The organism is Martinezella sp. CNPSo 3732, from assembly GCF_057784515.1.
In genome coordinates, this window is sequence record NZ_JBXSOO010000004.1 from 220,622 (window position 1) to 237,385 (window position 16,764).

The window sequence follows — 16,764 nt, forward strand, 5'->3', positions numbered from 1 at the left end:
TGTTCGTCCAATATGGCGCGAGCCAATCAGCGGTCGAGAACAAGACGAAGGTCAGCCGGCGCTCGCTCAAAACGTCACCGGGGACTCTTGTGAAAGAATCTCAACTATTCGAGACGCTGCTTTTCCATCTCCATAAGGGTTTGGACGCCCCTCGAGCTGCAAGCGTCGTTTCTCGCGGAGCCAACGTGCTGCAGCTGATACGATCTTGTCATGTACAATAGGGACCAGACGCGCGAAACCCGCCTTCACCCCCTCAGGACGTTCCGTCGTTCGACGAAGTACGATAACAGGCGCTCCAAATGATGGTGCCTCTTCCTGGAGCCCACCGGAATCGGTGAGGACCAACTCTGCTGCCGACAAGCAGTGAAGGATATCAGGATAACTGATTGGATCAGATAAAACTATATTTTCGATGCCTGAAAGCGCCGGTACTACTATCGAGCGCACATTTGGATTCAAATGGACCGGAAAGAAGAACAAGCGATCAGGAAATCGTTTTGCCAATGTCCTCACGGCTGCCACAATGGTGTGGAGATCTCCGTCTAAGCTTTCGCGACGGTGAGATGTTATAAGTACAAATCGCCCATTACTGAGGGAGACAGCGTTGTTTACCGCTTCACTGACAGCTTGTTGATACCCGGATTGCCGAAGCTCCTCCAACGCGTCGACAACCGTGTTGCCCGTCACAAAAATCTTGGAAGCCGCAACACCCTCCTTATGTAGTTGTCGAGCCGCACGTTCCGTCGGAGCGAAGTGTAATGTGGCAAGGGACGCTAGAAGCCTCCGATTCATCTCCTCTGGAAAAGGGTTGTAGCGATGGTATGTCCGTAGCCCGGCTTCAACGTGCCCGACAGGGATCCTATTGTAATGTGCGGCTATGGCGGCACTCAAAACTGTTGTTGTGTCGCCTTGAACAAGAACCAGATCCGGCCGAGCAGTTCGGAAGACTTCGTCACACGCCGAAATTGCCCAACTGGTTAGGCTTGTTAAGGATTGACTAGGTTTCATAATTTCCAGATTGACGTCGCAGGAGAGATTAAAACTCGTCAATGTCTGTTGCAACATCTCGCGATGCTGGCCCGTCGAAACAAGAGTGCACCTCAGTGTGCCGGCCCGTAATTGTAGTTCTCTAACGACGGGAGCCATCTTGATTACTTCTGGGCGTGTACCGACCATGACCATTATATGACGTTCACTCGCCATCAACGATCTCCGAGAGAGGTATGTTCCTGCCGCGCCAGCTAACTTCAAATTCGAGATTGCGTTCAAGGGCAAATGCCGTGCCCTCAGAGACTTCAAATCCGCGTTCGGTTTTACGCAATGACAACTGCATTTTTGCGGAAATCCAGTCTAGGGCATCCACTTCATTAAGCCACAACGTGCTTTGATCTTGCCCTGCGTTTTCAATATAGTTCAAGAAGTCCGTATGCATTGCCAAGCGTTTTTCTTCAGTACCCCATCCGTATTCATATCGCGGCGAGAACGGATGATCGAGATAACCAAACATAGATTTGGCTTTGCGCGCGGCATCAAATGCTTGCTTGTTAATTGCCAGTGGATCCCCCTTACTGAGGAGGCAGTCGCCATGCAGCATACATTGTTGGCTATGAGTTATTAGACCAGACGAATCTCCAGGTATGGTCCCCCCGCGCGCCAGCAACATTTCCGGATCATTCGCTATGATGCCGCCTACGAACCCTTGAAGGCCGGCCCGGCGCAGTGCCGGCGGCACATAACTTGGATTCTGGTGAAAGGGCGAAACAGCATACCGAATGGTCACATCTGGGAGGCGCTCCTCCAGCCAATCGGATGACGTTCGCGCCTCAAGGAAACATGCTTCTTCGGAACCACCCCATTCGGGTGCGTGCGTGACAGAATGAGACAATACCGCCCCTCCTGCATCAACTATGTCTTTTAAAAGGGCGACATGAGCGTCGCCTTCCTGCTGTCCCGTCTTAACTGCTACCGAAAAAGGCAAGCCGCGGCTTCTGTATAACTCAAAGAGTGGTCGCGCGGACGCGATATCTTCATCGCAATCAAGACGCATCGTGACGACGCCATCGAAGCCACGGGGTATCTCGCTCACCACAGGAACACACGGGAAAACCTCGTGTCGCCAGCCGGCTAGGAATGTCTCTACAACAACCCACTCAGGGCTATCCACTCCACCCGTCGCGCGATTCCACCAGAGCAACGAAGACGTCTCAGTTTCAAATAGCGTGACAAACGGCATTTCTTCGCTGTTGGCGGCAGTAAATGCGGTTGCAAGTACGGTAGCTTGAGAGGCCTCCACAGCCATCGAAATGGACCACGGTCCTCCATCCGCTGCTATCCGACCATATCCGAGATTGTTCCACTCGTTAGCAAAGTCAAAACGAAGAAAGGGACGAGAGCGGAAAGGGGAAAAAGTTGCTAGTGGATGTGAATGCCACCGCACAACCGCCCTGGACTCAGCATATTCATAAGCGCGCGCCGGTTGGCACATTGCTGCCTCCAACCAAGGAGCCGGTATTTCACCAACGCCCGAAAGGCCACACAATGAGGCAATGTCGGTAGGCATAGATCCAAAGATCAAGATCTTGGAGTTCAGGCTAAGCGCCTTCTCGATTTGGCCGTATCGACTATGATCTGGACATACAAAAACGAAGACACCGCCATCGACAATTATCGAAGTATCATCTGATGTGCTGACTGTCACCATGCCGCGAGTTGCGGAGCGCCGCAGCGCTTCAGTGATAACATCGGAAGCCAATTTATTAGTTAAGTCTGCAAAAATTGTAATCATGAGCGAGATGCGCTTTCCGGGAGAAGGTGCCGGAATTTTTGCCGAACCCCCACCAACTTGATTTCGGCCAATGAAATGAACTCGACTTTGACCTTGTCTGACCACCACGAGTAAATGCGGTCTCTGACAACCTTTTCATCCACCTCAGCTTCAAGCACTAACCGAAAAATGGGAATACCTTCGCGCATTTCGATCTGAAACTCGCGAATTCCCCCAACACGGTCGAGCACATCTTGAATATAATGTGTGGGAAGCGGGGTTCCGGCAATTGTTATAACATCATGAATACGACCGACCATGTGGGAGATTACTAGGCCATCCACGTCCTCGGCTATAACGACGTTGTCACCTGTCCTGTATCGCAACAGCGGCATCATCCTGTTGAAAAGGGGAGTAATGACAAGCTCGCCGCTTCGGGAACCGTGAATTTCCGGAAGGCCGCTGTCTTCTGTTGAACGAACTTCTGGCCAAGCGTAAAACTCATAAAATCTCATGTCGGTAGACGTGGGCTGAAGCTGATAAGCGATGACCCCTGCCTCCGCCAAACCATAGCGGTTAATCACTCGACATTGAAGGACCTGTTCTATTCTCTCCCGCTGACGTGGCTCTAACAGCTCACCGGATGACTCGAATACCTCGAAAGCTCGATCCCGTCCGCGCGTCGCTTGAACATGCCCCGCTAGCTGATAGGCCGTCGATGGATGCGCATGAGCAAGATGTGGCCGTATCCGTTTGATCTTGCGCCAAATGGCTTCCAATTCTTCATTTGAAAACGTAGCGAAGAAAATATTATCGCGGTTCATAGCAAAGCACTTTACGTGTTCGCGCCATCGATCTCGCCACGGAAACACTTCGGGAAATCTTGAGGCAAAATGCAACTCGCTTCGCCAGTGCGGGCTGCCGACATATTGACGGCTGGCCTGTGTGACGGCGGATGACCAATCAACGGCCTCCTGATCGTAATAAATCATTGCGGAGGGTCCAGTTGAACCTCCGGTTTTCGCTCCGTGCAAACGAATGCTCGCATAATCTTTGCGAAGAAGCCGTACCCCTTGTTCTCGGATTATATCTTTAGTCATGTAAGGAAGATCCTCTATATATCGAGGATCTTTGCGGATCTTGGTAGGATCAAATCGCCTCTCGGCGAAAAGATCCTGGTAATAGGGCACCATCTCACCCGCGAAAACCACCATTTCGGCAAGCCTGGAAGCCGCACGTGACAGTCGTTCGGCCGGTGACCGGTCGAACTCGTCGCGGACCCACTTGGTCTTGCTGCGGACATCGCGCCCTTCAAAGTACTCAGCAAACGGATAAACGATTGAGGTAGCGAGGATCCCTCGAATTCCATTCCGGAGCGCACTCAAAATCATAATTTTTTCCACGTCAGCGCTGTCTTCAGCAGGTGCTAATGCGGTCGCGCCATTCTTGTCAACCAATATCGATGGACAATCACTGGAATAGTCCGCGGTCCTGCAGCCGAGCTCCACAAGCGTTTCTAAGCACGCACCACACCTTTGCTCAGCCATCTGCAGATGATTGGTAGCACGTGCCGGACAGCATACAGTTCGGGCCAGTCACAGGCTGCGGGCGCTAAGGGGACTTATAAGGAGGCTTTTGGTCGCTCACATGGCACGGACGCCCACTTGGCTTTGTGCTGAGGGGTGGCGAAACGTCCGACTATCTCGCTGTTCCAGATCTCCTGACGTGGTCAGGCCGATCCAGGTGCCAACCGAGCGCAACTTTCTGAAGTTCCGGATCCTCGATCGTTGCAACAACGGGGCACGCCGTCACAGCGCCGGCCCGGAATTGACGCAAGGAGTCGGCATTGCGCCAACCACCTTTCCAATGCATCCAGGCCGCACCCGGCGTTCCCGATCCCGCGATTACCTTATGTAACTGAAATCCACCTCGGATGTATACGACTTGTACCAAGTCCTTGCTCAAAGCGATATCTCAATATCTCACAGACACGCCGCATCTCCAATCTCTCCGTAGGCATCCCATTCCTTCCTCGTCACCGTCAAAAGAAGAAATTTCACGCCGGCAGACCCACCGTTGCCAGATGCCTCAAAGGCGGAGACATCATTTCCGAATCAGGGAGCGGATTGCCTCGGAATTTGCAGGCTCACTTCTCGGTGGAAAAACCGGCTCAGTTCCGCGCCAATCTGGTTCCTAATCGAAATCAGGCATGTATTACCGAACTAAGCCTGCCAACTCGCAATAGAGACGATAATATTGTGAACACATCTTCTCTGCCGTAAAACATGCAAGATAGCGGTCACGCGCCGCTGCACCCAGCACAGCAGTCTTCTGCTCGTTGTCCCAGATGGACTTCATAGCGTTCGACACAGCGTCGACATCGTTGGGCGGCACTACGAATCCGGTTACTCTGTCTAGGTTGACATAACTCGTCCCCGTGCCGATTTCGCATGAAATCATCGGCTTGCCAAACATTGACGCTTCGACGAGAGAAAGTCCGAAGGCCTCAGAGCGGAGATGCGAGGGGAATACGAACCCCGCACAAAGATCGAGCAGAGCAATCTTGTCGTCGTCCGATAAGGATCCGAGAAAATGGATATAATGCGGATTTTGCCCGGCAGCCTGCTTTAATTCAGCCTCCATCGGCCCATCGCCGACGATCACGATATCGAGGCCATTGCGTTTCGCGGCCTCCAGCAGGATATGAACCCCCTTGTAATATCGCAGGACACCTACGAACAGAAAGAAGCGATCCGGAAGTCTGCCGCGCCAGCTGGCTAGCGTCGCTTCGTCCGCCTTCGGATAGTCTGCTTCATCTAGGCCCAGCGGGATCACCGTCGTCTTGGATTTGAACCTTTCCAACACATCACTCGACATGAGGTAATTGGGAGACGTCGCAACAATGCGGTCGACATTTTTTAGAAAGCGAAACATCAAAGGCTTGTAGAATTGCAGCAGAACCTTCTGCTTCACGATGTCGGAATGATAGGTCACGACGGTCGGTTTGCCGTGAGGAACGCTCAGATGGACGATATCCATCACCGGCCACGGAAAGTGATAGTGGACGATGTCCGCCTTCTGGCTCAATTTCCGAAATCGTTCAAATACCTCGCGCGAAAAACCGGTGGATGCGAATTCGAAATCGAGCTTAGCCTTGTACGCCATATGACCGTCGAATTCGACGCTGTTTTCCAACGGTGTTTTGCTAAGTGAGAGAACATCTGATTCTACGCCATATTTGGCGGTGCCCTTGGCGATCGCGTGGATGGTACGCTCAACCCCGCCAAATGTGTCGGGCCAATATGTTTTGAAAAAATGTAAAACGCGCATTCCACTCCTGTATCGAAAAGCAATTGCTACGTCACCATAAGCATCGTTCTCTCGGACAAAACATCAGAAGCCTCGAAATTTCCAGACCGATGGCCGGTATATTCCGCTCGCATCGACGTCGACCGCGCGGCCGCCGGCTAATTCCGAACTGGCGTGCTTAGGCAAGTCAGATAACAACACAAAAAAAGGCGCTTTTGTAACCATTAGCAGAAACCCCTTGCTCTGCCGGCTTCAATGAATTAATCGCCCGCGTTATTTCCAGTCGAGCGGTCGCCGATTGGCTTGTCGTAAAGGAAATCTGAATGAAGTCGGGAAGCTTATACAAGGTTGGTGACAACGATCAGCGTCCTTGGGGCACATGGCATGTGCTCGATATTGGTGATCGCCATGTCGTCAAACGCATTGTCGTAAACCCCGGCGAGCGCTTGTCGCTGCAGTATCACAACCATCGCTCTGAGCGTTGGACCGCCGTTTCGGGGCATGGCGTTGCCGAGATCGACGGAGCGGAACACGCGCTTCAGCTCGGGCATACGGTCGATATTCCGCTGAAGGCGACGCACCGGGTTTCCTGCACCAGCGATATGCCCCTAGTTTTCATCGAGATTCAATATGGCGATCTTCTCGATGAAAATGATATCATCCGGCTCAGCGACGACTATAATCGGATCTGACACCGCGGGCAGGCGGCTTTGAGCCCCTGCCGGCTCCCAATGGTGGCAATGTAAACGCTCCCCTCCGAGATTGCTTTATGCGTGTCAGCGTCGAGCCATGCATAGATACAACCACAGAAGATAATCCAACCACCCGGCACTTAGATGGTGCGCGCCGACATCGGTTATTTTCAGCTCGCCTGATGGCGAAGCTTCGCAAAATCGTGCCGATAGAAGATATTGTCATCCAGTATCAGGGCCGATGGGCCGCCATCCAGCAACTCCTGACCTATCAGAAAAGCTTGGGCAAGCTCGCCCGAGCTGGCTAACTGCATAGTCAAGCTTCATGCCCTACTACTGACTTCCGTCTTACAGCAATGGCTCGAACGGAGGCGTATCCTGCGGCGTCGAAAAAACTTTCATGAGAGGATTTGGCTGGGAAACCTGGATTCGAACCAAGATTAACGGAGTCAGAGTCCGCTGTTCTACCATTGAACTATTTCCCAATAGCCGCCGGGCGTTGGATGCCCCTGCGGGGAAAGCAGGGCCTCTATAATCGAATTTGCCGCGGATGCAAACACTTTAACGCAGGGAAATGCGATTTTTTGAAAGTCGCGCCGGATCGCCATGATCCACACGAATCCGCCTGCTGCCAGCAGATTTTCCATGCCGCGCTGCCCAATGGCCCAAAGCGGCTGCCCGGCGAGCGATCTCGCCAGATTTGCGGTCACGCCTTCCACCGCGTCACCAGCGCAACAGGCGCTTGCCGAGGAGATATCCGACAGCCGTCACCATGGCGATCGCGATCGGGTACCAGAGCAGGACGAAAAGCGGGCTGTCGTCCGTGCAGTTAGATGCATAGAAGGTCGCCGCGATGCCGCTGGCGGCAAGACCGGCGACGGCGCCGGCCGCACCCGGTTTTTCCGGCGCGCCCTGGCGCAGGGCGAACAGGAAGCAGGCGAGCGGGCCGATCGACAGCAGCGGGATGAGCGTCAGGCAGAAACGCGCATTGTGGCCGATCATCCGCGCACTCCAGCTGTCGGCCGGCATGACGGCCATTTCGACGGCGGCGGCGGCAAGCAGCAGGATGGGCGCCAAGAGCAGCGTCCAGCCCCAGAGGCGTAGCGATGCGCCCGGTCGCCCGATACGGAAGACGACGGCGCAGGCGGTTGCGGCAAGGGCGATAGTCACGACGAACTTGAACAGAAAACGGACGGTCTCCATCGCTGTATCGATATCGGCTCGAAAGCCGATCATAGCGAAGAAGGTACCGCCGCTGATCAGGATACCCGCGACGACCGCCAGGGTCAGGACCTTGCCGATCCGCATGCGGACCGGCGCGTCCTGCGCCAGAAGATTGATGAGGTCATCGGTTTTCACTGGTCTCACTCCGATACAAAGCCGCAAGCGCCTTTAACGCGCGGTGCAGCGCCACGCGCACCGCCCCTTCCGTCATCTTCAGCCGGTCCGCCGTTTCCCGCACGCTGCTTCCCTCGACGGAAATCGAGCGCACGATCGTCTTCTGCGGGTCCTTCAGCAGCTCCAGCATACGATCGACATCGAACCGGTCCAAGGCGTCGGTGTGCTCTTCTGCCTCCAGGAAATCGATCACATCGTCGATCGGTACGCTCATATGTCGCCCGCGCCTTCTCAGGCTGTCGATCAGCTTGTTGCGCACGATCGTCGACAGCCAAGGCCCGATCGGGCGTGATGAATCCCAGGTGCCGCGCTTCAGATGGATGGCCAGCAGCACTTCCTGAACCACATCCTCGGCCTCGCTTACCGGCGCACCCAGCTGGTCGCAGCGCCGGCGCGCCATGGCGCGCAGATGCGGTGTCACAGCGGTGAGGAAACGGTGATAGGCCTGCGCGTCGCCGCCGATAGCGGCGCGCATCCAGACTGCCCATTCCTCTTCACGCGCCGAATGATTCATCCGACATCTCCTCTACGCGGAACCGCAGGCTTTCGTTACCGGCAACGGCAGTTATTTTTCAAGCCTTTTCGTTTCCGAGGCAGGTTCTGCCCCAGATGTCCCCACCACCCACGGGCCTCCATCCGTGCGCCGTCAGCTTCACCGCGCCGCACCTACCGGGCTATCGGCTGTCAGAAGATAGCCGGCACAATATAAATGACGCCCTCTCGAAAAAAATTGCGACGCGGCTGTAACATCCGCTCGAGACGCTCCGTAGACCTCGATGCAAGCCAATGACGGCTCGCATCCATCTAGGAGACAGATCCATGAAGAACAGCATCCTCACCCTGGCCATTGCTGGCTCGATCGCATCGGCACTTGCATCCGTCGCCGTCCCGGCTTCGGCCGCCGATACCAAGGAAAAATGCTACGGCGTCGCCCTCAAGGGCCAGAATGATTGCGCCGCCGGCAAGCATGATTGCGCCGGCAAGTCGACCATGAGCTACGACAAGATGTCCTTCAAACTCGTTCCAACGGGTACCTGCACCTCGATGAAGACCCCGAAGGGCCACGGTTCGCTGACCCCGGCCTGATCCGAAGCCGGATTGATCGTCAATCATCTCTCGTAAGGAGTTTGTCATGAGTAAGATGTCTGCACTCGCCCTGGCCGCATCGGTCGCAACGGCGGTGACGCTGGTGGCCGGCGCAACAACAGTATCCGCCGCCGATGCCAAGGAAAAATGCTACGGCGTCGCCCTCAAGGGTCAGAACGATTGCGCCGCCGGAGCCGGCACGACCTGCGCCGGCACGTCGAAGGTCGACTATCAGCGCAACTCGTGGAAGCTGGTTCCCGCCGGAACCTGCGAGACGATCAAGACGCCGAACGGCCACGGCACTCTGGTGCAGGGTCCGGCGCCGATCTGACCCCGCCCTGACGAGACAGCGTAAACACGTGGGCGGCGCAGCCTTTCACAAGCGCCGCCCCCCTTCCGAACGCAAACCGCTTCGTAACTTTGCTGGAATTACTCTCACCCGGAGGCCTGCAATGAAACCGTCAGAACTTCCCCGCCACGCCGGCGTCGGCTTCAAGCCGGAGCATTTTTCCGCGATCAATGCGGCCGCGCAGCCGATCGGCTTCTTCGAAGTCCATGCCGAAAACTATATGGGTGCCGGTGGTCCGCCACATGCACAGCTCGGCAAGCTGCGCCAGGATTATGCCTTGTCCGTCCATGGCGTCGGCCTCTCTATCGGCTCGATGCAACCTTTGGATAGCGAGCATCTTGCCCGCCTGAAGATCGTCTGCGATCGCTACGAGCCGGAGAGTTTTTCGGAGCACCTCGCCTGGTCGACGCACGACACGACCTTTCTCAACGATCTCCTGCCCCTGCCCTATACCGAAGCGACGCTCGCGCAGGTCTGCACCCATATCGATCAGGTGCAGACAATCCTCGGTCGCCAGATGCTGCTCGAGAATCCGGCTACCTACCTGCTCTTCGAAGAGAGCACGATCGAGGAAACGGAATTTCTGACCGAGGTCGCCCGGCGCACCGGCTGTGGCCTGCTGCTCGACGTCAACAATGTCTTCGTCGCCGCCACCAACCACCACATGGATGCGCGGGCCTATCTCAAGCGCTTCCCGGTACAATGGGTGCGCGAGATCCATCTGAGCGGCCATTCGGAAACAGTCGACGATGCCGGCGCGCCGCTTTTGATCGACAGCCACGATACGCCGGTAAAAGATCCCGTCTGGGCGCTCTATGAAGAGCTGATCGGTCGCACCGGGCCGATAGCCAGCCTGGTCGAATGGGATAACGACGTGCCGGAATGGCCGGTTTTGAGGGCCGAGGCCGAAGCGGCCGAAACCATCCTGAAGCGCGCCGCCGCACGCCGGGCAGCCTGAGGAGGGATCGATGTCTCTCGCCACGCAAAGCGAATTCGCCGCAGCGCTCGTCAATCCCGATCTCGCGGTGCCCGATGGATTGACGGCGTGGAACCGCCCACTGCCCCCACGGCGTTTCGGCGTCTATCGCAACAATGTCGCCATCGGCCTGATCAGTGCGCTCGCCTCCCGCTTTCCGGCTGCGGAAAGGATCGTCGGTGAGGAATTCTTCGCCGCCATGGCGCATGAGTTCATCCGCCTGCATCCGCCGCGCTCGGCCCTGCTGCTTGCCTATGGCGATAACTTCCCCGATTTCGTCGAGAGTTTCGAAGCAACACGGGAAATCCCCTATCTGGCCGATGTCATGCGATTGGAAGCGCTGCGGGGACGGGCTTATCACGCGGCGGACGCCATACCGCTCGATGCGGCGATCGTGGCAACTATCGAACCGGCGGGCCTTGCGGAGCTGACTTTCGTGCCGCATCCTTCCGCATCCGTGGCGCGTTCCATCTTTCCGGCCGTCACCATCTGGGCGATGAACACTGGCGAAATCGAGCTTGCCGATATCGACGATTGGACGGGCGAGGATGCTCTCGTCATCCGCCCGCAAATGATCGTCGAGGTGCATCGCTTGCCGCCGGGTGGCGCAACCTTTCTGGAAGAGCTGTTTTCGGGCACCGCCCTTGGCGAGGCCTATGAGAGGGTTCTCGCCGAAGCCGCCAATTTCGATCTTTCCGCCAACCTCGCCGGCGCGTTCACGGCAGGCGCCTTCATGGCCATTCGCTGAACGCCAGGGAGAACCAAAATGCAGAATCAGACGATGACGGCCGCTCCGGCCGAACGAGAAACCGTGGCCCAAAGGCTCTATGGCGCCCTAAAGCTTCTCGACCATATCCCGCATGACCTGATCGCACTTATCGCGCGGCTGTCTATCGCCGCAGTCTTCTGGCAATCCGGCCAGACCAAGGTGGACGGCTGGCATGTGACCGACAATGCCGTCTATCTCTTTCAGACCGAATACAAGCTGCCGTTGGTCGACCCCTGGATCGCCGCTCATATTGCCGCCTTCAGCGAGCACCTCTTCCCGTTTCTGCTGGTCATCGGCGTCGCAAGCCGGCTCTCGGCACTGGCGCTTCTCGGCATGACGCTTGTGATCGAGATCTTCGTCTATCCTGATGCCTGGCCGACGCATGGCACATGGGCGACCTGCTTTCTGGTAATCATAGCGGGCGGACCTGGCCGCATCGCGCTCGATCATCTGATTGCCAAGCGTTTTACGCGCTCGGCCTAACGCCGAGCAGACGGGAGCGCCACGTACAATTGGCGCTCCATGATACTAGCAAGATGCGCCCATTATTCGCGCATGTCGTTGTCGCAAAACCGCTGCGCGCTTTTGCGCGGCCCACACTAGCGCAGGACGGGTTCGCCGTGGAAACGGCGACGCGACGGCTTCGAAACGCCAAAGCCCACCTCCATCATCAGCCGCGGCTTGTGCGTGGGAACCGTCCCCATATGGAAACCGAAGGGATCTTCGACAAAGCCGGAGCCGGCTTTTCCCGTCAGTGTCAGCGCATTCGCTTCGCCATAATAGTCGAGCACTTCGTTCGCCGGATGCCCGACAAGCAAGGTCAGCTGATGACGGACCCGGCGCCGCCTGTGGCTTCCCTTGACGAAAACATGCGGACCAGTGCCCTCATCCACATCGACAAGATTGAAGAAGAATTTCAGCATCCGCCAATCATCGAGATCGAAATGGTATTTGTCGAGCGAAGCGAGGCTTCGGTCGGCTTCGGAAGCCTGGGTCGGGAAGCTCCACCAGATGCGGGTGGTGATCACCTTGGCCTGGCCGCCGAGATATTGCCGGGCGACGTCGATCAGCAGCGGATCGCGCTGGACCGCCATGACAGCCTCGCAATCGAGCGAGCGCTCGAAGAAGTGTCCGCTCAGAACCGGCCGCCCGAAACGCCCCTCCGCTTCCTTATGTTCGCCTGCGAGGAATTCGAGCTTCCTGTTGAAATTGCCGAAGCAGGCGGTGTTGGCAGCAAATTCAGCGATTTCCCGATGAATATGGTCTGGCAGCATCAGGCTCGGATAGATGCCATCGGTCCGCAGAGCGTTGACGACGGCGCTGCGATCGGTGCCCGCAAACATCGAGGTGCCGGAAATTGGGAGCCTGACGGGGTGCTTGGTGGCGAACCAGTGTATCCGCCGAAACGGCAGGGTTCGGGCCAGCAGGAACATAGGCAGCCAGGCCGGGTTTTCCTTAAGATCGGTCAGGTAGGTGGGTATCCTGACAGCCATTCGCTTGAATCGGCCGCCCTGTCGGGCGATAGACTCCAAGTCTCCTGCCGGGGGATTGTGCATAGCGATCCTTTCCACGCATTTAAAAGATCCGTGACAGCAGGCCCCCAACCCGCTGACGATAATTCATTGAAACCTCAACATTATCCGCTCTCGCGAATGTCTGTTGCATCGCGGCAAATAGAAGTCGGCCAGCCTTGGTCAAGAGGGTGAAAAATCAAAACCTGATTGAATTGGTAGAAATTCCTGCAGAAACACGCAGCGCTTTTGAAAACTTCGACGAATTCGCCCGGAACGGTTGCTTTTCCGGGGTGGCAGGCGAAACCGCCGCAAGGGGTTGCAACAATGGCGCATCGCGTTTGCCGTTGCTTAGGACAATGGCGCTAAAAATTTGATAGGAGCAAATAGCAGAGGAAGTTGCGGCTAGGCAGCCGCGGTCTATGTCGGCGACAATTTCCATTGTCTTCTAACAGTCATATTCCTGTTCGCATTATTGGCTAAATGAGCGCGAAAACGTCAAAGAAGGCCCCTTAGATGACAGAAACGAAGAGCTTTGAGCCGGCGGAAGGCATCGTGGATTTCGACGCGGGTGAAGGCGAGAGCCCGACCGTGGTGGAGATGGACGATTATACCAAGAGCCTTGCCCAGGCTAAGGCCAAGTCCGTCAAGCTGATCGACGCCATCACCGGCCAGGTGCTGAAGAAAAAAGACGCCGTTCACGTCGACGACCTCCGCCCCTCGCTGGCGGATTTCATGCGGCTAAAGCATCCGGAGCTTCGTGCTGACGATTATATCAGCCGCAAGGTCATGGACGATTATCGCGCCCAGTATATCGCCGAGCTACTGACGGTGGAGCGCGGCGAGCTTTCCAACCTTGAAGACGAGGTGGTTGAGAGCCTGAAGACGCACGATACGCTGGCGGAAAACATCGAGGAGGACTACGAGGACCACCGTTCGATCGGCGACCGCATGGCGGATGGCGTCGCGTCCTTCGGCGGCAGCTGGACCTTCATCATTTCCTTCTGTCTGTTTCTCGCCGTCTGGATGGCCATCAATCTCGTCATGGGCGAAAAGCAGGCCTTCGACGCCTATCCGTTCATCCTGCTAAATCTGGTTCTTTCGACGATTGCAGCCCTCCAGGCGCCGATTATCATGATGAGCCAGCGCCGCCAGGAAGAGAAGGATCGCCTGCGGGCTCTCAACGACTACAAGGTCAACCTGAAAGCCGAACTGGAAATTCGCCACCTGCATGAAAAGGTCGACCACCTCCTCAATCGCCAATGGGAGCGCCTGACCGAAATCCAGCAGATCCAGATCGAGATGATGCTGGAACAGGCAAAGGCCGCCACCCGCGCGATCAAGGCCAACAAGGCAGCGAAGGCGAAGACCAGCGCGCTGAAGAGCCTCTTCACTAAGGTTAAGGACGCCGATCCAGACGATTCCGTCAACTGAGCATGGGAAAAGCGCCTAGGCTTGCGCGCGAAGTAAAAAAGTCCATGGTCCTCACCTCTTTCTTCTTTGAAACGTGAGACGACATCGGCGAGCGGCGGAGCAAGCTCCCTCGCATGATCGGCGGTCAGCGATATGATTTCGCCAGACGCGCGCCATCGCCCGGCGATGTCGAAGCTTGAGCCTGATACAGGTGTGCGGATATATGAGTGAGCCAACGTGGTGGAATAGGTAGACACGTCGCCACAGCGATCCCGAGTGGAATGCTTGGGTGCAGGTTCAATCCCTGCCGTTGGCCCCCTGTTCCGAAGACGCGGGAACAGCCTTCGACTCAGCTTGCACAGCCATTGGCTGCGTTGATAAGAGTGAAATGCTCTCAGCCAAGCCGGGAGGCTAGACTTGGCGAGGGGAAAAGCTGGGACTCCGAAAGGAGTAGATGGGTTGCTCCCGCCCTCCCAGCACCAAACGCAGGCGATAGCTTCACGAACTTTGATGTGTTACCCGATGTCAATTTATGCGTTCACTAAAGAGAAACTCCTCATTCATGGCGTTCATAACTCGGCGAATGGTCGAGTAATTTTGAACGACAAACACCTTTTTCTTTTGTTCGTGAAGCTTGAGCGAGCACGAAGGCTGGCCGACTTTTGCGCAGTTCATTCTTGCGTTGAAGAGATCGCGTCCTATACCAAGAAGATTGGAAAGGTCCATCTCCTTATGTTTGCGTTTTTGTATATACGATTTGCCGAAATTACGCCTCGCGTCATTCATCGTAGCGAACAGCTCGATAACGGCGATGTGCGATACACAAAGGACTATAGACGCGCCCTTTCTCAGCAGCAGATTGCAATCGGCGAGTGGGCAACGGCGATATATGCAAAATACGCACGCTACTTTTTTAGAGCCATCTATTCCAACGGCAAAATGTAAGAGCCGAACTTAGTCTGTGGCGAAGACGCTGGACGAGCCTTCGACAATAGGTCAGAGGCCCTTTGACGGTCGCGAAGGCTTGCAACCTACCTGGGATTTTCCCAACCGTTTGATCGACTGGCCGGAGCAGTCATCATTCCGCGTTCCGGTTCTGCTGGTGAAAGCAGCCGTTCGGATCCTTCAGAATGTTCTAGCGGGGCGCGAAATCGCATCCCGCGAAAGCCCTATGCAAGAGGCAGGTGCCATCCTTATTTTAACAAATGCGATGTGTATGGATGGCCGGCATGATGATGCTCCCCCTCAGCCCCGAAAAACTGATCGAAGAGTTGACCGAGCTTGCCCGTACCAAGTCAGCGAACCCTCTTCCGAACGCTCCGCAAGATCATACGCTCGAAGCAGATGCGGCGGCGTTCATCAACTCCGCTGCGATTTTCCTTACTGACCTGGTCGCCGACGGCGGCCAATCGGCGGAGCGCGCCCTGCGAATCCTGGATCGTCTGGAATGATGCCAATCACTCACCTGCTTTTGCTGTTTAAGAGCGCATCACGGATTATGAGCTGCCATTCAGCGCGAATTTGAAATCCAGCTCGCCCAGCAGGCGGCTTGGTTTGAAGCGTATGACTGGTCCACCGGAGAGGTTCGCTCCAACGCATTAGTTCTCAATGGAAATCAACGAGCTGCGCCAGGAAGGTAGAACATCGCTTCCGTTAAACTTGCATGACTGTGGGGGTCGGAATTCGACGGGCAAAGGGGCTTCGTCGCTTGCTCGTTAGCGATATTAACGGGCCAAACTTGATGATTAGTCGAGGTACATATCAATTCCGGCCTCAAAACCATCATTATGCTTACCGCCCGATGGCGAAAAGTCCAGAAATAGACGGCGGGATTCAAAGCTACCTGCGTCAGCTTGGGAGTGGCTCATGGAGAGGATCGGAATCCTAGGGAGCCCTGCCACCACCGTTGGCAAGTGGCAGCAGGGCACGTCGCCGACGCGAGGGCATGTGCGTCGGCGACTGGGCGTAAAAGCCATACCAGACAATCCATATGGCGAACTATCTTTTTCTTGGCGTCACGTCTCAGGCGTCAACATATTGGACTGCTCGTCGGCTAGAATGGTGGCGATCGCAGTGATCCGGTTCCGGAGTCGGGGCGAGAGGCGCAGCATGTTCTCGATCAGTTGCCTTCCATCGGTTGTCGAGATGTAAGCAAGACGTTCATCGATCTCTGCCGCCGCTTCGTGGATCTCTCCGGTGCCAGGATGCGGGAGGCCGTCAAAAAATCGCTCCGGCGAAACCTGCAGGAAGCGGGCGATCTCATAGAGCATCGAGGCACTGACGCGGTTCTTGCCGGTCTCATATTTCTGCATTTGCTGGTAACTGATGCCGACCCCTTTGCCCAAATCCCCTTGCGACAGGTTAGATTGAACGCGGAGAAGCCGGATCTGACGTCCGACGTGACGATCGACGGGGTGGATTTCAGCATCCGGCGGGACAACGATCCGTCGCGTGGCATTGGCTCTCATCTTTGACGACCTCAAGGTTGCGAAGAGGC

Annotated in this window: 20 protein-coding genes, 2 tRNA genes and 1 pseudogene; 11 read left to right on the forward strand and 12 right to left on the reverse strand. The window is 56.0% G+C overall.

The genetic code is table 11. From position 1 onward, the window contains the following. Nucleotides 1-66: 66 nt before the first annotated feature. The 3 genes from wecB to AC13RM_RS11795 are packed head-to-tail and all read right to left on the reverse strand — an operon-like array spanning nt 67 to nt 4,221. Complete coding sequence (gene wecB, locus AC13RM_RS11785; protein WP_488555026.1) at nt 67-1,203, reverse strand: non-hydrolyzing UDP-N-acetylglucosamine 2-epimerase; 1,137 nt, start codon at nt 1,201-1,203, stop codon at nt 67-69. Next, the gene (locus AC13RM_RS11790; protein ID WP_488555027.1) at nt 1,193-2,785 is read right to left on the reverse strand and encodes a polysaccharide deacetylase family protein; all 1,593 of its coding nucleotides are present in this window, start codon (nt 2,783-2,785) and stop codon (nt 1,193-1,195) included. Before AC13RM_RS11790 ends, wecB begins: the two co-directional genes overlap by 11 nt. Beyond that, nucleotides 2,782-4,221, reverse strand: coding sequence for a phenylacetate--CoA ligase family protein (locus AC13RM_RS11795; protein ID WP_488555028.1), 1,440 nt, complete (start codon nt 4,219-4,221; stop codon nt 2,782-2,784). The genes AC13RM_RS11790 and AC13RM_RS11795 overlap by 4 nt, the downstream gene beginning before the upstream one ends. 132 nt (nt 4,222-4,353) lie before the next feature. Here AC13RM_RS11795 and AC13RM_RS11800 point away from each other — a divergent pair. Next, nucleotides 4,354-4,487: pseudogene (locus AC13RM_RS11800) on the forward strand (IS5 family transposase); the annotation flags it as partial. A 491-nt stretch (nt 4,488-4,978) separates the two neighbouring features. On the opposite strand, the gene AC13RM_RS11805 reads toward AC13RM_RS11800, so the two are convergent. Then, a complete protein-coding gene (locus tag AC13RM_RS11805; RefSeq protein ID WP_488555029.1) occupies nt 4,979-6,094 on the reverse strand; it encodes a glycosyltransferase family 4 protein in 1,116 nt (371 codons plus the stop codon). 302 nt (nt 6,095-6,396) lie between these two features. Between AC13RM_RS11805 and AC13RM_RS11810 the strand changes: the two genes are divergently transcribed. Continuing rightward, nucleotides 6,397-6,765 (forward strand): phosphomannose isomerase type II C-terminal cupin domain, encoded by a 369-nt coding sequence (locus AC13RM_RS11810; RefSeq protein WP_488555030.1) that lies wholly within the window; start codon nt 6,397-6,399, stop codon nt 6,763-6,765. 170 nt (nt 6,766-6,935) lie between these two features. On the opposite strand, the gene AC13RM_RS11815 is transcribed toward AC13RM_RS11810, so the two are convergent. The 5 genes from AC13RM_RS11815 to AC13RM_RS11835 all read right to left on the reverse strand — a co-directional run bounded on the left by AC13RM_RS11815 (nt 6,936) and on the right by AC13RM_RS11835 (nt 8,677). Continuing rightward, on the reverse strand, nt 6,936-7,079 hold the full coding sequence (locus AC13RM_RS11815) for a hypothetical protein (RefSeq protein ID WP_488555031.1): 144 nt from the start codon (nt 7,077-7,079) through the stop codon (nt 6,936-6,938). Between the two features lie 97 nt (nt 7,080-7,176). Further along, nucleotides 7,177-7,250, reverse strand: a tRNA-Gln gene (locus AC13RM_RS11820). Then, complete coding sequence (locus AC13RM_RS11825; RefSeq protein ID WP_488555032.1) at nt 7,230-7,475, reverse strand: hypothetical protein; 246 nt, start codon at nt 7,473-7,475, stop codon at nt 7,230-7,232. Before AC13RM_RS11825 ends, AC13RM_RS11820 begins: the two co-directional genes overlap by 21 nt. 13 nt (nt 7,476-7,488) lie before the next feature. Beyond that, entirely contained in the window at nt 7,489-8,124 is a 636-nt protein-coding gene (locus AC13RM_RS11830) for an NrsF family protein (protein WP_488555033.1), read from the reverse strand. Next, nucleotides 8,111-8,677, reverse strand: coding sequence for a sigma-70 family RNA polymerase sigma factor (locus AC13RM_RS11835; protein ID WP_488555034.1), 567 nt, complete (start codon nt 8,675-8,677; stop codon nt 8,111-8,113). The genes AC13RM_RS11830 and AC13RM_RS11835 overlap by 14 nt, the downstream gene beginning before the upstream one ends. A 305-nt stretch (nt 8,678-8,982) precedes the next feature. Between AC13RM_RS11835 and AC13RM_RS11840 the strand changes: the two genes are divergently transcribed. The 5 genes from AC13RM_RS11840 (at nt 8,983) to AC13RM_RS11860 (ending at nt 11,826) form a co-directional block, all read left to right on the forward strand. Then, nucleotides 8,983-9,249 (forward strand): BufA1 family periplasmic bufferin-type metallophore, encoded by a 267-nt coding sequence (locus AC13RM_RS11840; protein WP_092718462.1) that lies wholly within the window; start codon nt 8,983-8,985, stop codon nt 9,247-9,249. Nucleotides 9,250-9,295: 46 nt separating this feature from the next. After that, entirely contained in the window at nt 9,296-9,580 is a 285-nt protein-coding gene (locus AC13RM_RS11845; protein WP_488555035.1) for a BufA1 family periplasmic bufferin-type metallophore, read from the forward strand. Between the two features lie 121 nt (nt 9,581-9,701). Continuing rightward, nucleotides 9,702-10,556, forward strand: a complete 855-nt coding sequence (gene bufB / locus AC13RM_RS11850) for an MNIO family bufferin maturase (protein ID WP_488555036.1) — start codon at nt 9,702-9,704, stop codon at nt 10,554-10,556. Nucleotides 10,557-10,566: 10 nt separating this feature from the next. Next, nucleotides 10,567-11,322 carry an HvfC/BufC family peptide modification chaperone gene (locus tag AC13RM_RS11855; RefSeq protein WP_488555037.1) on the forward strand — a complete coding sequence of 252 codons (756 nt, stop codon included), beginning with the start codon at nt 10,567-10,569 and terminating at the stop codon, nt 11,320-11,322. Nucleotides 11,323-11,340: 18 nt separating this feature from the next. Continuing rightward, entirely contained in the window at nt 11,341-11,826 is a 486-nt protein-coding gene (locus AC13RM_RS11860) for a DoxX family protein (RefSeq protein WP_488555038.1), read from the forward strand. A 116-nt stretch (nt 11,827-11,942) separates the two neighbouring features. On the opposite strand, the gene AC13RM_RS11865 is transcribed toward AC13RM_RS11860, so the two are convergent. Further along, a complete protein-coding gene (locus AC13RM_RS11865; RefSeq protein WP_488555039.1) occupies nt 11,943-12,899 on the reverse strand; it encodes a phytanoyl-CoA dioxygenase family protein in 957 nt (318 codons plus the stop codon). Between the two features lie 154 nt (nt 12,900-13,053). Next, nucleotides 13,054-13,296 carry a hypothetical protein gene (locus AC13RM_RS11870; RefSeq protein ID WP_488555040.1) on the reverse strand — a complete coding sequence of 81 codons (243 nt, stop codon included), beginning with the start codon at nt 13,294-13,296 and terminating at the stop codon, nt 13,054-13,056. A gap of 74 nt (nt 13,297-13,370) precedes the next feature. On the opposite strand from AC13RM_RS11870, the gene AC13RM_RS11875 reads away from it, so the two are divergent. The 4 genes from AC13RM_RS11875 to AC13RM_RS11890 all read left to right on the forward strand — a co-directional run bounded on the left by AC13RM_RS11875 (nt 13,371) and on the right by AC13RM_RS11890 (nt 15,718). Continuing rightward, nucleotides 13,371-14,288 (forward strand): DUF1003 domain-containing protein, encoded by a 918-nt coding sequence (locus AC13RM_RS11875; RefSeq protein ID WP_488555041.1) that lies wholly within the window; start codon nt 13,371-13,373, stop codon nt 14,286-14,288. Between the two features lie 210 nt (nt 14,289-14,498). Further along, nucleotides 14,499-14,583 (forward strand) — tRNA-OTHER (locus AC13RM_RS11880). A gap of 101 nt (nt 14,584-14,684) precedes the next feature. Next, nucleotides 14,685-15,212 (forward strand): hypothetical protein, encoded by a 528-nt coding sequence (locus AC13RM_RS11885; protein ID WP_488555042.1) that lies wholly within the window; start codon nt 14,685-14,687, stop codon nt 15,210-15,212. Nucleotides 15,213-15,496: 284 nt separating this feature from the next. Beyond that, nucleotides 15,497-15,718 carry a hypothetical protein gene (locus AC13RM_RS11890; protein ID WP_488555043.1) on the forward strand — a complete coding sequence of 74 codons (222 nt, stop codon included), beginning with the start codon at nt 15,497-15,499 and terminating at the stop codon, nt 15,716-15,718. Between the two features lie 564 nt (nt 15,719-16,282). Here AC13RM_RS11890 and AC13RM_RS11895 read toward each other — a convergent pair. After that, nucleotides 16,283-16,735, reverse strand: a complete 453-nt coding sequence (locus tag AC13RM_RS11895; RefSeq protein WP_488555044.1) for a helix-turn-helix domain-containing protein — start codon at nt 16,733-16,735, stop codon at nt 16,283-16,285. Nucleotides 16,736-16,764: the final 29 nt, after the last annotated feature.